18 protein-coding genes and 1 pseudogene are annotated in these 19,960 nt (G+C 73.6%); 4 read left to right on the top strand and 15 right to left on the bottom strand.

Going from position 1 to position 19,960, the window contains the following annotated elements; genetic code table 11:
• On the bottom strand, positions 1-1,087 hold a 1,087-nt coding region (locus KIK08_RS27335), incomplete at its 3' end, for a tetratricopeptide repeat protein (protein WP_214406139.1).
• A gap of 90 nt (positions 1,088-1,177) precedes the next feature.
• Between KIK08_RS27335 and KIK08_RS27340 the strand changes: the two genes are divergently transcribed.
• Complete coding sequence (locus KIK08_RS27340) at positions 1,178-2,455, top strand: S8 family peptidase (RefSeq protein ID WP_214406140.1); 1,278 nt, start codon at positions 1,178-1,180, stop codon at positions 2,453-2,455.
• A 16-nt stretch (positions 2,456-2,471) separates the two neighbouring features.
• Here the strand turns inward: KIK08_RS27340 and KIK08_RS27345 are convergent, their stop codons facing one another.
• Both KIK08_RS27345 and KIK08_RS27350 read right to left on the bottom strand, forming a co-directional pair.
• Positions 2,472-3,008 carry a hypothetical protein gene (locus KIK08_RS27345; protein ID WP_214406141.1) on the bottom strand — a complete coding sequence of 179 codons (537 nt, stop codon included), beginning with the start codon at positions 3,006-3,008 and terminating at the stop codon, positions 2,472-2,474.
• Position 3,009: 1 nt separating this feature from the next.
• Positions 3,010-3,582 (bottom strand): RNA polymerase sigma factor, encoded by a 573-nt coding sequence (locus KIK08_RS27350; RefSeq protein ID WP_308257929.1) that lies wholly within the window; start codon positions 3,580-3,582, stop codon positions 3,010-3,012.
• A gap of 240 nt (positions 3,583-3,822) precedes the next feature.
• Here KIK08_RS27350 and KIK08_RS27355 point away from each other — a divergent pair, with 240 nt between their 5' ends.
• The gene (locus KIK08_RS27355) at positions 3,823-4,674 is read left to right on the top strand and encodes a nitrilase-related carbon-nitrogen hydrolase (RefSeq protein WP_214406143.1); all 852 of its coding nucleotides are present in this window, start codon (positions 3,823-3,825) and stop codon (positions 4,672-4,674) included.
• A 93-nt stretch (positions 4,675-4,767) separates the two neighbouring features.
• On the opposite strand, the gene asnB is transcribed toward KIK08_RS27355, so the two are convergent.
• From asnB to KIK08_RS27395, 8 genes are all read right to left on the bottom strand, one after another.
• On the bottom strand, positions 4,768-6,309 hold the full coding sequence (gene asnB / locus KIK08_RS27360) for an asparagine synthase (glutamine-hydrolyzing) (RefSeq protein ID WP_214406144.1): 1,542 nt from the start codon (positions 6,307-6,309) through the stop codon (positions 4,768-4,770).
• A gap of 97 nt (positions 6,310-6,406) precedes the next feature.
• Positions 6,407-7,684, bottom strand: coding sequence for an ABC transporter ATP-binding protein (locus tag KIK08_RS27365; RefSeq protein ID WP_214406145.1), 1,278 nt, complete (start codon positions 7,682-7,684; stop codon positions 6,407-6,409).
• A 10-nt stretch (positions 7,685-7,694) separates the two neighbouring features.
• On the bottom strand, positions 7,695-8,690 hold the full coding sequence (locus KIK08_RS27370) for an ABC transporter ATP-binding protein (RefSeq protein WP_214406146.1): 996 nt from the start codon (positions 8,688-8,690) through the stop codon (positions 7,695-7,697).
• The gene (locus KIK08_RS27375) at positions 8,687-9,610 is read right to left on the bottom strand and encodes an ABC transporter permease (protein WP_214406147.1); all 924 of its coding nucleotides are present in this window, start codon (positions 9,608-9,610) and stop codon (positions 8,687-8,689) included. Before KIK08_RS27375 ends, KIK08_RS27370 begins: the two co-directional genes overlap by 4 nt.
• Positions 9,607-10,611: an ABC transporter permease gene (locus KIK08_RS27380; protein WP_214406148.1), complete on the bottom strand. Its 1,005-nt coding sequence runs from the start codon at positions 10,609-10,611 to the stop codon at positions 9,607-9,609. The genes KIK08_RS27375 and KIK08_RS27380 overlap by 4 nt, the downstream gene beginning before the upstream one ends.
• 142 nt (positions 10,612-10,753) lie before the next feature.
• Entirely contained in the window at positions 10,754-12,433 is a 1,680-nt protein-coding gene (locus tag KIK08_RS27385) for an ABC transporter substrate-binding protein (RefSeq protein WP_214406149.1), read from the bottom strand.
• A 147-nt stretch (positions 12,434-12,580) separates the two neighbouring features.
• On the bottom strand, positions 12,581-12,772 hold the full coding sequence (locus tag KIK08_RS41935; RefSeq protein WP_214406150.1) for a DUF397 domain-containing protein: 192 nt from the start codon (positions 12,770-12,772) through the stop codon (positions 12,581-12,583).
• 351 nt (positions 12,773-13,123) lie between these two features.
• Positions 13,124-14,026, bottom strand: a complete 903-nt coding sequence (locus tag KIK08_RS27395) for a helix-turn-helix domain-containing protein (RefSeq protein ID WP_214406151.1) — start codon at positions 14,024-14,026, stop codon at positions 13,124-13,126.
• Between the two features lie 440 nt (positions 14,027-14,466).
• Between KIK08_RS27395 and KIK08_RS27400 the strand changes: the two genes are divergently transcribed.
• Entirely contained in the window at positions 14,467-14,655 is a 189-nt protein-coding gene (locus KIK08_RS27400) for a hypothetical protein (protein WP_214406152.1), read from the top strand.
• A 209-nt stretch (positions 14,656-14,864) separates the two neighbouring features.
• On the opposite strand, the gene recR is transcribed toward KIK08_RS27400, so the two are convergent.
• Positions 14,865-15,482, bottom strand: a complete 618-nt coding sequence (gene recR, locus KIK08_RS27405) for a recombination mediator RecR (protein ID WP_214406153.1) — start codon at positions 15,480-15,482, stop codon at positions 14,865-14,867.
• Between the two features lie 19 nt (positions 15,483-15,501).
• Complete coding sequence (locus KIK08_RS27410) at positions 15,502-15,840, bottom strand: YbaB/EbfC family nucleoid-associated protein (RefSeq protein WP_250557918.1); 339 nt, start codon at positions 15,838-15,840, stop codon at positions 15,502-15,504.
• A gap of 180 nt (positions 15,841-16,020) precedes the next feature.
• Here KIK08_RS27410 and KIK08_RS27415 point away from each other — a divergent pair, with 180 nt between their 5' ends.
• Positions 16,021-16,818, top strand: coding sequence for an N-acetylmuramoyl-L-alanine amidase (locus KIK08_RS27415; RefSeq protein ID WP_214406154.1), 798 nt, complete (start codon positions 16,021-16,023; stop codon positions 16,816-16,818).
• Between the two features lie 543 nt (positions 16,819-17,361).
• Here KIK08_RS27415 and KIK08_RS27420 read toward each other — a convergent pair.
• Complete coding sequence (locus KIK08_RS27420) at positions 17,362-19,713, bottom strand: HAD-IC family P-type ATPase (RefSeq protein ID WP_214406155.1); 2,352 nt, start codon at positions 19,711-19,713, stop codon at positions 17,362-17,364.
• An 11-nt stretch (positions 19,714-19,724) separates the two neighbouring features.
• Positions 19,725-19,960, bottom strand: a pseudogene (locus tag KIK08_RS27425) (DNA polymerase III subunit gamma/tau); the annotation flags it as partial.

A 19,960-nucleotide genomic window follows, 5' to 3' on the forward strand; every position in this document is an offset into this window, starting at 1 on the left:
CCTCCAGCGCTGCGCGACCGGCCGCCAGATCGGCGCCGACGGCGGCGGCGACCAGGCCGAGGCGGGCCAGCGCGTCGGCGGCGCGGCCGGCCCGGTCGACATCGGCGCCGGTGAGGGTGCCGTCGCGGCGGCGCGACTCGGTGATGACCACGGTGGACATCGCCACCCAGTTGGTGCGCCGCTGCCCGCGGAACAGCGCCGCGGCCCGCTCCGCCTCCGCGCGCGCGGCCGCGGCGTCGCCCATCAGCAGCGCGATCTCGGCGAGCTTCAGCCGGGCCTCGGCCGCCATCAGCGGCACGTCGTGCTCGGACAGCTCCTCGACGGCGCGGGCGGCCAGCTCCCTGGCCTCCGGGAGGGCCCGCAGCACGGCCAGCACCTCGGCCGACTCGGCGTAGGCCTCCCCCAGCGGCAGCCCGACCGCGGCCAGCGCCTCCACCGCCGAGTCCAGCTGGCGCAGGCCCTCCGCCAGCCGGCCGCACTGGGTGAGCACCAGGCCGCGGTTCTGCGCGACGAGCGCCGCGAGCGCCGGCCCCACCTCGGCGGCCAGCTCGCCGGCCAGCTCGATGTTCGCCAGCGCGTCGGGCACGCGGCCCATGACCGCCGAGCCCAGCGCGAGGTTGTTGGCCGCCCGTGCGCGCACGTCGACGGCCGCCGCCGGGTGCGCCAGCACCGCGCGGTACACCGCGTGCGCCGCCTCCAGCCGGCCGATCTGGCTGAGCAGCACCCCCCGCTTGAGCTCCAGCTCCGGCGTGGCGGCGTCGGCCAGCAGCGGCCCGGCCCGGTCGACGTCGTTGAGCGCGACGCGCGTGCGCCCCAGCTCCAGGTTGACCGCGGCCCGGCTCACCAGCACCTCGCCGAGCCGCTCGTCGAGCCCGTTGCGCCGGGCCAGCCCGGCGGCCTCGTCGAGCAGGTCGAGCGCCCGCGCGTTGCGCAGCTGCAGCCGCTCGAACCACGCCTGCGCGCGCAGCGCCACGACCAGCGCCTCGGTGTGCCCGGCATGCCGGGCGGCGTCGGCGAGGTCGCGCGCGGCGGGCCCGAGCGAGGCCGGGTCGCCGACCATCTCGTCGTGCACGGAAACGGCCCGCACCAGCAGATCCCCGCTCGACTCTTGAACGCCGGCGCCGACCATGACGGAATACTGTCAAGCCGGGAGTCGGCGCGTCGATAAGGAGGGCCTGTGCCCGCGGACAACGCATTTGCCGAGGACGACTACCCCGATCCCCGCACCGACGAGCAGCGCGCCGCCGAGCGCCGCCAGGTCGACCGACAGGTGGCCAGCCTCAAGCGGATGGCGCGCGACAGCTACTACCAGCGGCTGGCCTTCGCCAAGCTGGACGGCAGGCGGCGCAGCCACGCCGAGCGCGTCCAGTTGCAGGCGGTGCGGCGCGCCCGCCGGCCCGACGTCCTCGTCGCCGAGGGCTCGGTGGTCACCTGGGACGCGCACGGCTGCCGCCGCCGCGACGTCCGGGTCGACCCGGAGGCGCCGGCGTCCGCGCTGGCGACGGTCAAGGGCATGCGCGCGAGCGGGCTGGGCGCCGCGGTCAACCACGTGATCCCGCTGGCCGGCTACATCAAGGGCGCGGGCGGGCCGGAGCCGTCGGCGGGCGCCCGCCCGTTCGGCGCGGCCACCGCCCCGGCCCCGGACGCCGCGCTCGTCGCCGTCCTGGACACCGGGATCAGCGCCGAGACCCGCACCGACGGCTACCTCGCCATGGACGTGGACGCCGGCGACCTCGACGCGCTCGACGAGTTCCCGCCCGACGGCCTGCTCGACGCCGGCGCGGGGCACGGCTCGTTCGTGGCCGGGATCGTCCAGCAGGTCGCCCCGGGCGCGCGCGTCCTCGTGCACAAGGTCATGGACAGCGACGGCATCACCACCGACACCGCGCTGGCCGACGGGTTGCGCCGGGCCGCAGCGGCCGGCGCGCGGATCGTCAACATGTCGCTGGGCACCGAGACCGTCGACGACAAGGCGCCGCCCGCGCTGCGCGTCGCGGTCGGCGAGCTGCGCGAGCAGGGCGTGCTGGTCGTCTGCGCCGCCGGCAACAGCGCCGACCGCGAGCCCGTCTGGCCGGCCGCGCTGACGAAGGAGTTCGACAACGTCGTCGCCGTCGCCGCGCTCGACCCGGCGGGCGATCCGGCCTCCTGGTCGAGCCGCGGCGACTGGGTCACCTGCTCCACCATCGGCGAAGGCGTGGTCTCGACCTACGTCGAGGGCACCGAGGACGGCCTGCTCATCGACGACCCCGACCCCGACACCTACGGCCCCGACTCCTGGGCCTGCTGGACGGGCACCTCGTTCGCCGCGCCGCAGATCACCGGCGCGCTGGTGCGGCTGATGAGCGAGGACCCGGCGCTGGACACGCCGGCCAAGGCACTGAACGCGCTGCGGCAGCGCGGCAGCACCCTGGACGAGGGCTACGGCTGGAGCGTGCGGATCCTGCCCGGCACCTGAGCCCGCTGATGGGCCGTCACAGCGGCACCCAGGCCGTCTCGGTGACGTCCTCGCCGCGGCGGATGCGCAGGCTGGAGCGCAGCTTCCCGGCCGGCAGGTCGAGCACGAACCGGCCCAGCTCGTCGGCCCGGCCGACGACCGCGTCGGCGGCGGTGCGCAGCTCCAGGTCGGCCCGGCCGGGCGGGGTGAGCTGGCCGATCAGCCTGCGGGCGCCCGGTACGTCGTCGACCTCCACCTCGACGGTCAGCCCGCCGGCCTCGAAGGTGAGGATCCGCGGCTGGCCGGCGGCCCGCACCCCCAGCTCCGGCGGGGCGACCAGGGAGTCGTAATCGAGCTCGGCCAGCTCGGCGTCGACAGTGCGCCAGGTGAACAGGCCCGCAGCGGCCTCGAGGACCTCCGGAGGCGGGGTCGACACCCGCTCCAGCACGCCGGCCAGCGCGGCGAGCAGCGCGTCGTCGTCGAGCTCGCCCAGCTCACCAAGCTCGTCGCGGTCGTCGGGGGTGGTCGGGTCGTCCAGGCCGTCGGGGCCCCCGGATGTGCTGTCGTCGACCACCTCAGACCGCCACGGGGCCGTTGCCGTCGTCGACCAGCAGCCTGCGCAGCCGTTCGAGGCAACGCGCCCGGGTGGGCCCGATGCTGCCGACCGGGACGCCCATGGTCTCGGCCACCTCCGCGTACGGCGGCCGCAGCACGATCACCAGGTGCAGCAGCATGCGGCAGCGCTCGGGGAGCTTGCTGAACGCGCGCCAGAGCCCGCGGTCGCGGTCGCGGTCCAGCACGGCCTCCTCCGGTGACGGGCCGGGCGCCGGCTCGCGGGCGAACACGTGCTCGTCGTCGGTGGGCAGCTCGCGCCCGCGCAGGCGCAGCATCCGCAGCGACTCGCGGCGCGCCGTCGTCGCCAGCCAGCCGCCGAGGCGCTCCGGCTCGCGGATGCGGTCGAGGTTCTCCAGCAGCCGCAGCCACGTGGTCTGCAGGACCTCCGCGGTGTCGGCCGGACCCAGCCGGTGGCCGCTGCCCACCGTCCAGACCAGACCGCTGAAGCTGCGCACGATGGCGTCCCACGCGTCCTTGTCGCCCGCCGCGGCCCGGCGCACCGCGCCGGCCACCTCATCCGGTTCCACCCACACCGCCCACGATCGTCCTGGCCGCGGTGCTCGCGGCCGCTCGACGGTAGCCCAGCGGGCGTTGCTCATGTCGGACCTCTCCTCGCTCCGTCGAAGATGAGCGGCGAGTACGGCCCTGGATACCGCGCGGTAGGAGAAAATCCGACGCGTTCGACCACGCTGCGTGACCCCGCTGGGATGGTCGGCGGTTAATTCCAGATCACGCGGGTTCCGCCTGACCTGCACGACCTCACAATGAGGCGCATGCGCATCGCCCTCGCCCAGACCGACGCGGTGCTCGGTGACATCGACGCCAACGTCGAGCGCGCCGAGCAGATGATCGACGAAGCCACCGCGCGGGGCGCGGAGATGGTGGTGTTCCCCGAGCTGTCGCTGTCCGGGTTCTCGGTCGGCGAGCTCGACGACGACGTCTCGATGGAGCTGGACGACAAGCGCCTCCTGCGGCTGGCCGAGCGCACCGACGCCGGGCTGCTCGTCGGCTTCCCCGAGGCGCAGACCCACGGGCTGCACACCTACAACAGCGCGGCCTACTTCGCCGACCGCCGGCTGACCCACGTGCACCGCAAGCTCTACCTGCCCAACTACTCGATCTTCGAGGAGCGCAAGCACTTCCTGCCCGGCCAGACCTCGCGCGCCTACCCCGTCGGCGGCGCCGGCCGGCACCGGGCGGCCACCCTGATCTGCAACGACGCCTGGCAGCCGCAGCTGGCGTTCCTGTCCGTGCAGGACGGCGCGCACATCCTGCTGGTGCCCGCGGCGAGCGGGCAGTCCACGTTCCCCGAGCACTACAACGCGCGCGAGTACTGGGAGGGCATCACCCGGTTCTACGGGCGCATGTACCAGCTGTTCGTGGTGTTCGTGAACCGCGTGGGCACCGAGGGGCAGCTGCGCTTCTGGGGCGGATCGCACGTGATCGACCCGTGGGGCGAGATGGTCGGCGAGTGCGCGGAGTTCGCCGAGGACCTCCTGGTCGTCGACATCGACCTGTCCGAGGTGCGCAGGCGCCGGCGGGGCATCCCGCTGGTCCGCGAGGCCCGGCTCGGCATGCTGCGCCGCGAGATCGACCGCCTCCTCGACGTGGGCGGCGACCTCTGACCCCGACCCCTCCCGTCGAGAACGAAGTTGTCGTTATTTTGGACCGGTCCAATCGACGACAACGTCGTTCTCGACGGTGCCCCGGGCCGCCGGTTACGCCGTGGCGAACGGCTCCAGGGTGGCCAGCGGGCGGATGCCGGCGAACCGCTCCGCCCACAGCTCGTAGTACATGACCTCCTCCTCGCTGCGCAGCGGCCAGCAGTCGGGCGGCACCTGCGGGACGTCGTCGAGGTCGGCCCGGTCGACCCGCTCCGCGGCCAGCGCGGCCAGCACCGTCCCGGCGCCGGAGCCGTCGCCGAACTGCTCCTTGCCGCGCCAGAGCAGGTCCTCCGGCAGCCAGCCCAGGAACGCCTCGCGCAGGATCGCCTTCTCCGGCCGCCCACCGGTGCGCTGCTTCCACTCCGGTGGCAGCCGCAGCGCGGTGCGCACCAGCGCCGAGTCCAGGAACGGCTCGCGGGCCTCCAGGCCGTAGTACATCGTCGTGCGGTCGCAGCGCTGCAGGTTGAGCCCGTGCAGCTGCTCCAGGCTGCGGACCAGCTCGCCGTGCAGGGCGTCCGGGTCGGCGAACTCGGCGGTGTGCTGGTGGGTGTAGCCGGCGAACAGCTCGTCGGCGCCCTCGCCGGTCAGCACGACCTTGACCTTGCGGGACGCCTCCCTGGCCAGCAGCAGGTTGGGCACCGAGCTGCGCACCAGCCGCGGGTCGAAGTGCTCGATCACCGTGACGGCCTCGTCCAGGGCCTCCTCGAGGTCGCCCGCGGTGACCACGACCTCGTGGTGGTCGCTGCCGATGTGCGCGGCCACCTTGCGGGCCGCGGCCAGGTCGGCGCTCTCCGGCGTGCCGACCGCGAACGTCGGCAGCACCTCGCCCCTGGCCGCGGTCTCCCGGGCCGCGATCGCGGCGACGATGGCCGAGTCGAGCCCGCCGGACAGGAACACCCCGACCCCGACGTCGCTCATCATCCGCCTGCGCACCGCGGCGATCACCGCGTCGCGGACCTCGTCGAGCACGACGTTGTCCCACACCTCGGTCTGCCCGCGGCGGGCCGGGCGGACCTCCACCGGGACGGCGTCGGCGTAGCGGACGACGCCGGCCGCGGGCGTCCACAGGCAGCCGGGCGGGAACGCCTCGACGCGCGGGCGGTCGGCCTCGTCGAAGGCGCGCAGCTCGCTGGCGAACAGCGTGACGCCGTCGGTCTCCGGGCCGTCGGGGATCCAGTACAGCGGCTTGACGCCCACCGGGTCGCGCGCGACCAGGCCGCCGCCCTCGGCGTCGACCATGGCGATGGCGAACATCCCGTTCAGCTTCGCCACCGCGGCCGGGCCCTCCAGCATGACCATGTGCAGCGCGGCCTCGGTGTCCGACCTGGTCTGCAGCATGCCGTCGGGCAGGCCCGCGGTCAGCCGCTCGTGGTTGTAGATCTCACCGTTGCCGACGATCCAGGTCGTCTCGGCGGCGTCGGTGAGCGGCTGGTGCCCGCCCATCACGTCGATGATCGACAGTCGCTGGTGGCCCAGCCACGCCGAGGGCAGCGCCAGCACGCCCTTGTCGTCGGGGCCGCGGTGGCGGACCCGGTCGAGCATGCGCTCGCACTTCGCGCCGTCGATCCGGCCGAACGCGGCGACGATCCCGCACATCCTGGCTGCCCCCTCGGGCCGATTGCTCGGACCCCCATTGTCCGGGAGGAACCGGACACCGACCGAGACATGAATCACGCACGTCCCGGTCGGACGGTCAGCGGCCGAGGATCTCGGTGACCGAGCCGGGCTGGTCGGGCACGGCGCCGGGGCCCAGGACGTCCTCGGCGACGGCCGGTTCCACCCGGTGCGGCCGCAGCGCGCCGCTGCGGATCTCCTCGGCGTAGTGGCAGGCCACCCGGTGCCCGGGGACGGTGCCCTCGACGACCCGCAGCTGCGGGCGCTCGGTGTCGCAGCGCTCCGGCTGGCGCCACGGGCAGCGGGTGTGGAACCGGCAGCCGGGCGGCGGCGCGGCGGGCGAGGGCAGGTCGCCGGTCAGCAGGATGCGCTCACGGCGGTCCTCCAGCTCCGGGTCCGGCACCGGGATCGCCGACAGCAGCGCCCGGGTGTAGGGGTGCAGCGGCTCGTCGTAGAGCGCCTGCGACGGCGCCTCCTCGACGAGCCCACCCAGGTACATGACGCCGACCCGGTCGCTCACGTGCCGGACGACGGCCAGGTCGTGGGCGATGACGAGGTAGGTCAGCCCGAGCTCGGCCTGCAGCCGTTCCAGCAGGTTGAGCACCTGGGCCTGGACCGACACGTCCAGCGCCGACACCGGCTCGTCGGCGACGATCAGGTCGGGCTCGACGCACAGCGCCCTGGCGATGCCGATGCGCTGGCGCTGGCCGCCGGAGAACTCGTGCGGGTAGCGGCGCAGGGCCGCGGCCGGCAGGCCCACCGCGTCGACCAGCTCGCGCAGCCGCTTGCCGTCGGCCGCGGCGCCGCGCGTCAGCCCGTGCGCCTTCATGCCCTCGGTCAGCAGCGACTGCACCGACTGGCGCGGGTCGAGGCTGGACATCGGGTCCTGGAAGACCATCTGGAAGCGGCGGCGCATCGTGCGCAGCTCCTCGCCCTTGAGCGGGGCGATGTCGCGGCCGTCGAAGAACACCTGGCCCGCGGTCGGCTTCTCCAGCCGCAGGATCGCCCGGCCAAGGGTCGACTTGCCGCAGCCGGACTCGCCGACCAGGCCGTAGGTCTCGCCCCGGCCGATCCGCAGCGACACGCCGTCGACGGCGAAGACGTGGCCGATGGTGCGGTCCAGGACGAGCCCGCGCCGGATCGGGAAGTGCACCGCCACGTCGCGGACGTCCAGCAGCGGCTCCGCCGGCGGCTCGCCCGAGGACCCGGAGGTGCGGTCGACCCCGCGGTCGACCCCGCGGTCGACCCCGCGGTCAACACTGTGGTCGTGCACGTGCTCGGGGCCGCGCTCGCGCGCGATCCCCTCCTCGTGCGCGCCACCGGCCGCCCGGCCGTCAGCGCTGTCGGCGCCGTTCATGCCCCCACCCTCACTCCGCGCTCGCCGGGACCGGGTTGTGGCAGCGCAGCAGCCGCCCGCCGGTGGTCTCCCCGGCCGGCGTGACCTCCAGGCAGCGCTCCACCGAGCGGTGGCAGCGCGGCGCGAACGCGCAGGCGTGCGTCCACGGAACGTTGTCCACCACCGAGCCCGGGATGGCCTCCAGCGCCTCCCCGGCCGGCGCGTCCAGCCGGGGGATCGAGCGCAGCAGGCCGTGCGTGTACGGGTGGCGCGGGGTGCCGAACAGCCGGTGCCGCTGCGCGCGCTCGACGATCCGCCCGGCGTAGAGGACGTTGACCGTCTCGCAGAGCCCGGCGACGACGCCGAGGTCGTGCGTGATCATGATCAGCGCGGCGCCGGTCTCGGCGACCATCTCCTTGAGCAGCTCGAGGATCTGGGCCTGGATGGTGACGTCGAGCGCGGTGGTCGGCTCGTCGGCGATCAGCAGCCGGGGCGCGCAGGCCAGCGCGATCGCGATCATCACGCGCTGCCGCATGCCCCCGGAGAGCTGGTGCGGGTAGGCGGTGATGCGCCGGCGCGGGTCCGGGATGCCGACCCGGTCGAGCAGCTCGACGGCCGCCTCGCGGGCCTTCTCCTTGTCCATCCCGCGGTGCCGGCGCAGCACCTCGGTGATCTGCAGCCCGATCGGGATGACCGGGTTCAGCGAGGACAGCGGGTCCTGGAAGACCATCGACAGGTCGCGGCCCCGGCGCTCGCGCATGCGCGCGTCGGACAGCGTCAGCAGTTCCTCGCCGTCGAGCTTGACCGAGCCGGTGATGTGCACGCCCCGCTGGGGCAGCAGCCGCATGATGGCCATCGAGGTGACCGACTTGCCGCAGCCGGACTCGCCGACCAGCCCGACGACCTGGCCGGCGGCCACGTCGAAGCTGACCCCGTCCACCGCCACGGTCTCCGGCTCACCGCGCCGGCGGAAGGCCACCCGCAGGTCGCGCACCTGCAGCAGCGGTGCGCCCTTCGATCCGGTCATCGGCGTCCCTTGGGGTCGAGCGCCTCGCGCAGCGATTCGCCGAGCAGCGTGAAGCCCAGCGCCACCGCGATGATCGCGAAGGCCGGGAGGAACGCGAGCGCGGGGCGCACGTCGAGGTAGGTCTGGGCCTGGGCCAGCATCAGCCCCCACTCGGCGCGCCCCGGGTCGGCGTCGCCGAGGCCGAGGAAGCTCAGCGCGGCCGCGTCCAGGATGGCGGTGGCCAGGGTGAGCGTGGCCTGCACGATCACCGGGCCGATCGCGTTGGGCAGCATGTGCCGCAGCACCACGGCGGGCCGCTTGACGCCCAGCGCGGTGGCCGCGACCACGTGGTCGCTGTTGCGCTGGGCCAGCATCGAGCCGCGCAGCAGCCGGGCGAAGATCGGCACCCCGACGATCGCCACCGCGATGATCACGGTGGTCTGCGACGGGCTGGCCGCGAGCGCCGCCACCGAGATGGCCAGCAGCAGGCTGGGGATGGCCAGCAGCACGTCGGTGATGCGCATCAGCAGCGTGTCGACCCAGCCGCCGAACGCGCCGGCCACCGTGCCGATGACGATCCCGACGGCCAGCCCGATCAGCGTGGCCAGCACGCCGACCAGCAGCGTCTGCTGGGAGGCCAGGATCATCCGGGACAGGAAGTCGCGGCCGAGCTGGTCGCTGCCCAGCGGGAAGCCGGCCGTCGGGCCGGGGATGTTGCCCGGGCGCAGGTCCTGCTGCAGCTGCGGGAACGTCTCGGCCGGCCCGTGCGGGGCCAGCAGCGGGGCAAAGGCGGCGACCAGCACGAACAGCCCGATGATCACCCCGCCGGTGAGGGCCACCGGGTCGCGGCGCAGCCTGCGCAGCGCCTCGGAGGTCAGGCTGCGCCCGCCGGCGAGGTCGTCGATCCGGTCCTTGCGGCGCTGCGCCCAGGTGGTCGTCATGTCAGCCGCACCCTCGGATCGATGATCGCGTACGAGAGGTCGACCAGCAGGTTGACCAGCACGTACACCAGGGCGCCCAGGAGCAGCAGGGCCTGCAGCCGCGGGTAGTCCTTCAGCGTGATCGCGTCGGCGAGCAGGGTGCCGATGCCGCCCCAGACGAACACCTTCTCGGTGAGCACCGCGCCGGCCAGCAGCAGCCCGACCTGCAGGCCGATGGTCGTCGAGACCGGCAGCAGCGCGTTGCGCAGCACGTGCCGGCCGCGCACCGTGCCCGGCGCCAGGCCCTTGGAGTTCGCGGTGCGCACGAAGTCCGAGCCCATCACGTCGAGCACCGAGGCGCGGGTGATCCGCACGATCACCGCGAGCGGGATCGTGGCCAGCGTGACCGCCGGCAGCACCAGGTGCAGGAGCGCGTCCCAGCTGGCGTCCCACTCGCGGGTCAGCAGCCCGTCGAGCACGGCCAGCCCGGTGACGTCGGTGGCGTCGATGCCGACGGCCTGCCGCCCGGACGGCGGGAACCAGCGCAGCTGCACCGCGAAGAACGCCTTGAGCAGGTAGCCCAGGAAGAACACCGGGACGGCGACGCCGACCAGGGTGCCCATGATGGTGCTGACGTCGAGCGGCCCGCCGCGCCGGCTGGCCGCGAGGTAGCCCAGCGGGATCCCCAGCAGCACCGCGATCAGCAGCGCCGCCAGGGACAGCTCGACCGTCGCCGGCAGCGCCCGGCCGATCTCGGCGAGCACCGGCTGACCGGTGATCGTCGAGGCGCCGAAGTCGCCGCTGAGTATCCGGCCCAGGAACTGGCCGTACTGGATGAAGATGGGCTGGTCCAGGCCGAGCTGGCGGTTGAGCGCGGCGATCGCCTCGGGCGTCGCGCGGTCGCCGAGGAACGCCGACGCCGGCCCCCCGGGCAGCGCCCTCAACCAGGCGAACACCAGCAGCGACAGCAACAGCAGCGTGGGGATCACCTGCAGCAGCCGTCTCAGGACGAAGCGCAGCACGGTCCCCCCTCCGGCAAAGCCGTCTCCGCCCCGGCGTGCGCGCACGCCGCGGCAGCCCCCGATTCCACAACGATCTCCGGTTTCCGAGCGAGAAGGGTGGCACCGCCGTCACCGGCGGTGCCACCCGGGGTGCCCGACTCGGTCAGCCGCTCTTGGTGACCGGGGCGAACCGCTCGTCGGTCAGCGGCGAGGGAACCAGGCCGCTGACGTTGTCCCGGACCACGATCGCCGGCGGCGAGTGGCTGAGCGGGACGGCCGGCAGGTACTTCTGCATCAGGTCGCGGTTGACCTGCTCGAAGGCCGCGGTGCGGGCGGCCGGGTCGACCGTCGCGTCGGCCGCGCCGACCTCGGCGAACACGTTCGGGTCCGGGATGCCGAAGTCCGGCTTGGCGGTGCCGAAGAACGTGCCGACGAAGTTGCCGGGGTCGTTGTAGTCGCCGGTCCACCCCAGCAGGTGCATGTCGTGCACGCCGTTCGCGGTCACCGAGTCCAGGTAGCCGCCGTTCCACGGCTGCGGCACCGGGTTGACGGTGATGCCGACCTGGCGCAGGTTCTCCGCGATCGCGGTGAAGATGTTGGTCGGGTTCGGCATGTACGGCCGGGTGACCTCGGTCGGGTAGTAGAAGTTGATCGTCAGGTTCGACGCCCCGGCCTCGGCGAGCAGCGCCCGCGCCCGGTCCTGGTCGAACGGGATCGGCTGCAGGTCGGCGGCGTAACCGTCGACCTCCGACGGCATGAACTGGGTCGCGACCTGGGCGCCCTCGGGCAGCTGGTTGCGCACCATCGACTCGCGGTCGATCGCGTGCGCGATCGCCTGGCGGACCCGCAGGTCCTGCAGCGCCGGGTTGTTCTTCTGGTTGATGCCCAGGTACAGGATGTTGAACGCGGGCCGCACCAGGACCTGGTAGCCCTCGTTCTTCAGCGTCTCCCAGTCGGCCGGCGACGGGAAGTCGTAGCCGTCGATGGTGCCGGCCTGCAGCTCCTGCTTGCGGGCGTTCTCGTCCGGGATGACCCGGAAGATCAGCCGGTCGCTCTGCGGCGGGTCGCCCCAGTAGTCGGGGTTGCGGACCAGCGTGATGACGTTCGCGGTCCGGTCGTAGCTCTCGAACTTGTACGGCCCGGTGCCCGTCGGGTGGTCGGTCGCGTAGGCGCCGTAGGTGAACGCCTCACCGCTCTGCTGGACGTTGTCGGCCTCGTACTGCTGCAGCGCGGCCGGGCTGGAGATGGAGAACGAGGTCAGCCCGAACGCGCCGGGGAACGCGCCCTTGGCCTTGTTCAGCTTGATCACCGCGGTGGTGGGGTCCGGCGCGGTGCAGCTGTTGTAGACCGGCGGCAGGCCCGAGTCGGTCTGGTTGTTCGTGAAGCCCTCGAAGACGCTGCCGTAGTAGTAGGCCTGCGTCTGCGCCGCCGCGTTGGGCAGGTTGACCCAGCGGTTGAAGTTGAAGCAGACGGCCTCGGCGTTGAAGTCGGTCCCGTCGTGGAACTTGACGCCCTCGCGGAGCGTGAACGTCCACTCGGTGAAGTCGGCGTTCGGCGTCCACTCCGTGGCCAGACCGGGCTCGAGGTCGGCGGTGCCCGGCTTGTACATCACCAGCGTGTCGTACATCTGGCGGACCGGCCGGAACGTCTCGCCGTCCTGGGCGAAGATCGGGTCGAAGTTGTCCGGCGCGCCGGGCGCGCCGAAGACGAACGTGCCACCGGATTCACCGGCGCCACCTGCTTCACCCTCGTCGCCCCCGCGTTCGGATGACGCGCAGGCGGCCAGGGTCACGGCGAGCGCTGCTGCGGCGGTCACCGCGAACAGGCGTCGGGCAGATCTCATGATGCGGGCACCTCTTGGTCGGGAGACCGTCAAGGTATTAGGCGCGCATACCGATCGGTAGTTCCCTGAGTCACGGTTCCGCTACGGACCCCGCGGCCGGCCGCCGACCGGCACACGCCGGCGTCCCCCGAACGGAGCGCCTCGTGGTTACTCGGCGTCGAAGTCGCCGTGCCGGACGCCGTCCAGGAAGGTGGCCCACTGCTGGCCACGGAAGGCGATCGACACACTGCGCAGCGGGTCCTTGCTGTCGCGGACGATGACAGCATCATCCGAAGGTGAGTGCCCGACCTCGACGCAGCCGCCGGCGGAGCAGAAGGAGCTGATCTTGAACTCGATCACGGGGGGAGCCTCTCGGGTACTACGTCGATACTGGTCGGGGTGGGCACTGACGCCACTCAGCGCAACGCGCACGTCCGTTCGCGTGCACTTCCGGTGCGGGAAGATACCGTCCTCCACTTCGGACTGCTGCACGTACCCCTGCACGGACATCCGCGCGCGCACGCATTTATCCCCCGTTGGGGTGGAGATCCATAACAACAGTCGGTAGTCAGTCGGTCAGCGGTCACAACCCGTGGCCGAACGGCCGGCGGACCGCGCCGACACGCGCCCCGAACGGGGGCTCCGCCGGGCCGCGCGGCCACCGCCCGGCACCGCGCTACCCCGATCGGCGGATTCCCCGACGCAACCCCGTCAGGCGCGCTTCTCGCGCCCGCGGGTGGCGTAGTCCTGCTGGTAACGGGTGATCACCTCGCGGGTCGCCTCCGGCGACAGCGCCCGGTCGACGACGTCGTCGAAGATGGCGTTGTAGCGGTCGACGTCGGAGCGGTTCTCCAGGTAGCTCTCCCCCGCGTGCCCCTCGACGTAGACGACATCGGCGGTGCCGACGGGGAACTCCAGCAGCACGAACGAGCCGATGTGCGCCCGGTGGAAGCCGGCGTCGAAGGGCAGCACCCGGACCGTGACGTTGGGCAACAGGCTGCGCTCGCGGATCACCCCGAGCTGGTCGGCCATCAGCTCGGGGCTGCCGACCACCCGGCGCAGCACCGCCTCGTCGAGCACGACCTCCAGGCGCAGCGGCTTCTCGGCGTCGAACAGCGCGCGCTGGCGCTTGCCGCGCAGCTCGACCAACCGCTCCACCTCGGCCGCGCTGTGGTTGGTCAGCAGCGAGCCCATCAGCTCCCGGATGTACTCCGGCGTCTGCAGCAGGCCGTTCAGCATCGCGATGTCGAACGAGCGCAGCGCCGCGGCCTCGGTCTCCAGCGCGGGGTAGCGGCTGGGCGAGTCCATGACGAACCGCTCGGGCGTGACGCCCTCGGTCAGCGACTCCCACCAGCCGTGCTCGCGGCCGTCGCGCACGAGCCGCAGGAGCGCGTCGCGCTCCTCGTCGGAGGTGACGCCGTAGATGCGCATCAGCTCGCGCACATCGGGCAGCTTGGGGATGCCCTTGCCCGTCTCCAGGCGGGAGATCTTGGAGGTCGAGCACGTCATCTGCTCGGCGACCTCGTCGAGGGTGAGGCCCGCCGCGGTCCGCAGGCGGCGCAGCTCGGCCCCCAGCCTGCGCCGGGAGCCGATCGGACTCTGTGGTGCTGCCATGATCCCCCGCTCGGTCCCCGTGTCGTCCCGCGACCGCCCCGTCCATCCATCATTGCGACGGTCGGGTGGTTGTGCCGGCCGGAGGCGCCATGCAATTGCACAAGGCACTGTCCTGCGGCAATCTACACATCAGCCGTCCCGCGGTGGAAGCACCACCTCCGGATGCGCTGGCACCCCCACCGGGAGGAGGCCACCGTGACCACCGCACCGATCCTCGCACCGATCAACGCGGCGCGGCCCGTGCCCGATCCCACCCCCCGCGCCCGGCGGCGCCCCGCGAACCGGGGCCCCCGCCACCCGTCGCGCTGCCGCCCACGACAGCAGCGCACCTCCGCCGTCCGGCGACCCGCCGGTACGACCCGCAACCGGGAAAGGGGCACGACCATGCAGTCGATCGGGAAGGACTCCGCCCACTCCGCGCGGCCGGGACGGTGGTCACCATGATCACCGCGATCGTCGCCGGCATCCTCGTCATCGCCGTCGTGGCCATCGTCGTCGGCATCATCGACGCTGCCCAGGCGCCGATGCGGCGCCAGGTCGCCGCCGAGCGCCGGGAGAAGTGGGAGGAGCGGGTCCGCGAGCTGCACGGCGGCGTCGAGGCCCCGGAACCCGACTGGGACGACGACTGACCCCGGCGCGCTCCCGGGGAGTGACCGCGCCGCCCCACCGGACCCGCGCAGTCCGCCGGTTTGCCCCCGCACCCGCCGGCGGGCTGCGCCACCCGGGGCGCGGCAGCGGAGTCCACACCGTCTTCGCAGAGTCCCCGTAGTCCTCGCAGGTGCTGTGCACTCTGCGCCGACCACACCGCCCCTGCGAAGACACCTCTGTGGTGACCGGACTAGATCGACCGCCGACCCGACAGCGCCCGGCCGAGCGTCAGCTCGTCGGCGAACTCCAGGTCGCCGCCCATCGGCAGCCCGCTGGCCGGCCGGGTGACCGACAGGCCCGGGAAGTCGCGCAGCAGCCGCACCAGGTAGGTCGCGGTGGCCTCGCCCTCGGTGTTCGGGTCGGTGGCGATGATGACCTCGGAGATCTCGGTCTCGTCCGCGGCCGGGCCGGTGCCACCCAGGCGGGCCAGCAGCTCGCGGATGCGCAGACCGTCCGGGCCGACCCCGGCCAGCGGGTCGAGAGCCCCGCCCAGCACGTGGTAGCGGCCCTTGAACTCGCGGGTGCGCTCCACCGCCAGTACGTCCTTGGGCTCCTCGACGACGCACACCAGCGTCGGGTCGCGGCGGGCGTCGGAGCAGTAGCGGCAGCGCTGCCGCTCCGCCACGTTGCCGCACACCTCGCAGAACTGCACGCCCTGCTTGACCCGCTGCAGCACGTCCTGCAGCCGGGACACGTCGACCGGGTCGGCGGCCAGCAGGTGGAACGCGATCCGCTGGGCGCTCTTCGGCCCCACCCCCGGCAGCCGGCCCAGCTCGTCGATCAGGTCCTGGACCGGTCCCTCGAACACCGCCTACCCCGCGGCCCGGCTAGCCGAGGCCGGGCAGGCCGAGGTCGCCGCCCAGCCCACCGGCCAGCGGGCCCATCTTCTCGGCCTGCAGCTCGGCGGCCGCGCGGGACGCGTCCTGCAGGGCCCCGACCAGCAGGTCCTGCAGGGTCTCCACGTCGTCGGGATCGACCACCTTCGGGTCGATGCGCACGGCGCGGACCTCCTGCGCGGCCGTCATCGTCACCTGGACGAGGCCGTTGCCGGCCTGGCCGACGACCTCGGCGGAGGCCAGCTCGGCCTGCGCGGCCATCAGCTGCTCCTGCATCTTCTGCGCCTGCTGCAGGATCATCTGCATGTCGGGCTGACCCGGTTGCACCAGCGGTCTCCTCGCAACGTCGTGCTGTGTCGATGAAACGCCGATCCGACCGGAAGTTGCGCTACAGCACAAACGTAGTGCGGCTGTCCGGCTGGTCGGATCGGGCTCCTTCCGGTCTCCTCGGCGCCCACGCGGGCGGTGGCGCCGGCTCACCGCCAGGGTAGCCGTGACACCCTGGACGCCGTGTCCAGCGCCCGTCCCGCCCGCGCGGCCGCCGGCTGGGTGCTCTGCGCGATCTCACTGACCGCCTGCGCCGCCGCGCCCCCCGCGGCCCCTCCCGCGCCGCCACCGGCGGTGTCACCGGCCGCCGCGGTCGTCGCTCCCGCGCCCCGCCAGCCGGTCGTCGTCCTGGACGCGGGCCACAACGGCGCCAACGCCGAGCACCCCGCCGAGATCGGCCGGCAGGTGCCCGACGGCCGCGGCGGCACCAAGGACTGCAACACCACCGGCACCGCGACCGACGCCGGCTACCCCGAGCACGCCTTCACGTTCGACGTCGTCGCCCGCGCGACCGAGCGCCTCACCGCCGCGGGCGTGCGGGTCGTCCTGGTGCGCACCGACGACGCCGGCGTCGGACCGTGCGTGGACGAGCGCGGCCGCGCGGGCGAGGCCGCCGGCGCCGACGTGGTCGTCTCGGTCCACGCCGACGGCTCCGCCCCCGCCGACAGCGGCTTCCACATCGCCCTCCCGGACCCACCGCTGAACCCCGCCCAGGGCGCCCCGTCGCGGGAGCTGGGCGCGGCTCTGCGCGACGCGCTGCGCGCCGGCGGCTTCCCCGACTCCGACTACCTGGGCCACGAGGGCCTCGCCCCGCGCTCCGACCTGGCCGGGCTCAACCACGCCACGCGCCCGGTGGCGCTCGTCGAGTGCGCCAACATGCGCAACCCCGACGAAGCCGCCCTGGTCTCCTCCCCCGAGGGCCGCCAGCGCTACGCCGACGCCATCGCCGCCGGCGTCCTCACCTACCTCGCCGCCCCCTGACCCCGGTTTCCGTCGAGAACGAAGTTGTCGTGATCAACAGGGCCGGTTGGTGACGACCACGTCGTTGTCGGCGGAGGTCGGGCGCCGCGGGGACGGACGCGGCGCCCGCGAAGCGGATGCGTGGTGAGTGCCGCAGGCGCGAACCCGGGGCGCGCGTAGCGCGCCCACACCCCCCGCGAGGAGGCCTGTCACGTCGGCCCGCGGGGCCGAGCCCGCCTCGGCTCGCGGCGCTGCGCGCCGGCGCGCCGGCGCGCTTGCAGCACCGGGAGTGTGCTCGCAGCCCGCCGGCGCGCTGCGACGTCCCTGCCAGCGCTGCGACGTTCCCCACCAGCCCTGCGAGACCGTGCCGGCCCTGCAAGGACACCCTCGCTGCGGCCGACCGAGCAAGCGCGGCTCTCGGCCCACCAAACGCTGCGACGACACGCCAGCCCTGCGACGACCCCTCCCGCACCGCGGCCGGCCGCACGAACGCGGCTCTCGTCCAACCCCGCCGCACGAAAGCGGCTCTCGTCCGAGCCGCCCGTGATCGCCGCGCGCGTCCGGTCAGGTGCGGGCGAGGGAGCGGTCGACGAAGCGGTAGGTCACCTCGACGACCACCGCCGCCACCGCCGCGACCACCAGCGCCGGCAGCATGACCGCGCCGTGGCTCGGGTCGAGCTGCCAGAACTGCTGGCCGAACACCCACGGCAGGAACAGCGCATAGCTGAACGCGGCCACCGAGGCGGCGACCATCAGCGCCTTCCACCACGCGAACGGCCGGGCCACCACGACGAGCACCCACGTCGCCACCAGGTACAGCACGACGACCGCGGCGGTGCTCTGCTGGATCGGCGAGGCCGTCGGGTCGGCGCGGGCGATCAGGTACGTGGTGATCGTGGCGATGCCGATGACCACGCCGGACGGGATCGCCAGCCGCAGCACCCGGCGCACGAACCCGCGCCGCGCGCGCTCCGTGTTGGGGGCCAGCGCGAGGAAGAAGGCCGGGATGCCGATCGTCAGCGAGCCGATGAGCGTCAGGTGGCGGGGCAGGAACGGGAACGGCACCCCGATCGCCCCGATCGCGATGGCCAGCAGCACCGAGTAGACGGTCTTGGTGAGGAACAGGTTGGAGACCCGCTCGATGTTGCCGATCACGCGGCGGCCCTCGGCCACGACGTGCGGCAGCGTGGCGAACGAGTTGTCCAGCAGCACGATCTGGGCCACGGCGCGGGTGGCCGGGCTGCCCGAGCCCATCGCCACGCCGATGTCGGCGTCCTTGAGGGCGAGCACGTCGTTGACGCCGTCGCCGGTCATCGCCACGGTGTGCCCGCCGGACTGCAGGGCGCCGACCATGTCGCGCTTCTGGGCCGGGGTGACCCGGCCGAACACGGTGCCGGCGTCGAGCTCGGCGGCCAGCGCGTCGCGCTCGGCGGACAGCCCCCGGGCGTCGATCGGGGTGGCGGCGCCGGGCAGGTCGAGGGAGGCGGCGACGGCGCCGACGGACAGCGCGTTGTCGCCGGAGATGACCTTGACCGTGACGTCCTGCTCGGCGAAGTACGCCAGCGTGTCCTTGGCCTCCGGGCGCACCCGCTGCTGCAGCACGACCAGGCCGGCCGGCTCCACGACGACGGGAGCGTCGGCGTCCACGGTGGTCGCGGAGCGGCCCAGCAGCAGCACGCGCAGGCCGGTGGCGCCGATCCGCTCGGCCTCGGCGCGCTCGGGGCTGTCCTCGCCCAGCAGCACGTCGCAGGCGCCCAGCACCCAGTGCCGGGACCCCTCGAAGCTGGCCCCGCTCCATTTGCGCGCCGACGAGAAGGCGACGGTCTCGGTGATCGTCCAGCCCGGTGACGCGCAGTCCTCGGCGATGGCCGCCAGGCTCGCGTTGGGCCGCGGGTCGGCCGAGGCCAGCGCGCCGAGCGCGGCGCGCAGGTCGGCCTCGGTGTGCTCGCCGAACGGGCGCACCTCCGACAGCCGCATGCCGTTCTCGGTGAGGGTGCCGGTCTTGTCCGCGCACACGACGTCGACCCGGGCCAGGCCCTCGATCGCCGGCAGCTCCTGCACCAGGCAGTTGCGCTTGCCGAGCCGGATGACGCCGACCGCGAAGGCGATGCTGGTCAGCAGGACCAGGCCCTCGGGCACCATCGGGACCAGCGCCGCGACCATGCCGCGCAGCGCGTCGTCGACCTCGGTGCCGGCCGTGCGGAACTGGCTCCAGATGATCAGCGCGGCCGCCGGGACCAGCAGGTAGGTGATGATCTGCAGGATCCGGTTGATGCCGGCCCGCAGCTCGGAGTCGACCAGGGTGAACCGGCTGGCCTCCTCCGCGAGCTGCGCGGCGTAGGCCTCCCGGCCGACCTTGGTGGCCTGCTGCGCCCCGGTGCCCACGGTGACGAAGCTGCCCGACAGCAGCGGGTCGCCCGGCTGCTTGTGGACCGGGTCGGACTCGCCGGTCAGCAGCGACTCGTCCACCTCGAGCCCGGCCGCGGCCAGCACCACCCCGTCGACCACGATCTTGTCGCCGGGGCCCAGCTCGATGACGTCGTCGAGCACGACCTGGTTGGGCGAGACCTCGACGGACGCGCCGTCGCGGCGGACCACCGGCCGGGCCTCGCCGATGATCGCCAGCCGCTCCAGCGTGCGCTTGGCGCGCAGCTCCTGCACGATCCCGATCAGCGTGTTGATCACGATGACGAAGCCGAACAGGCCGTCCTGGATCGGGCCGATCACCAGGATGATCGCGAACAGCACGCCCACGATCGCGTTGAAGCGGGTGAAGACGTTCGCCCGGACGATCTCGCCGACGCTGCGGCTGGCCTTGGCCGGCACGTCGTTGGTGCGGCCGGCGGCGACCCGGGCGGCGACCTGGTCGGCGGTGAGGCCGACCAGCACGTCGGTCCGCTCCTCAGTGGTGGACACGATCGACGAGCTTACGCACGCCGCTGATCGAGGGCCCGCGCCCCGAGCTGGGCGCTGAGCAGCTCGATCGCCGCCTCCTCCGGGTCGCGGCGGGGCGCGGTGCTCTTCGGGTCGGCGGCGACCTCGGCGATCATCGCCTCCTCGTCGTCCTCCGGGGGCGCGTCCTCGTCGGGCGGCTCCGGGGGCAGCGGGACACCGTCATCCGCCGAGGTGGAGCGGCGCACGGGCGGCGGGCGGGTGGGCCGGC

It is taken from the genome of Pseudonocardia lacus (genome assembly GCF_018531445.1).
GTDB lineage: Bacteria > Actinomycetota > Actinomycetes > Mycobacteriales > Pseudonocardiaceae > Pseudonocardia > Pseudonocardia lacus.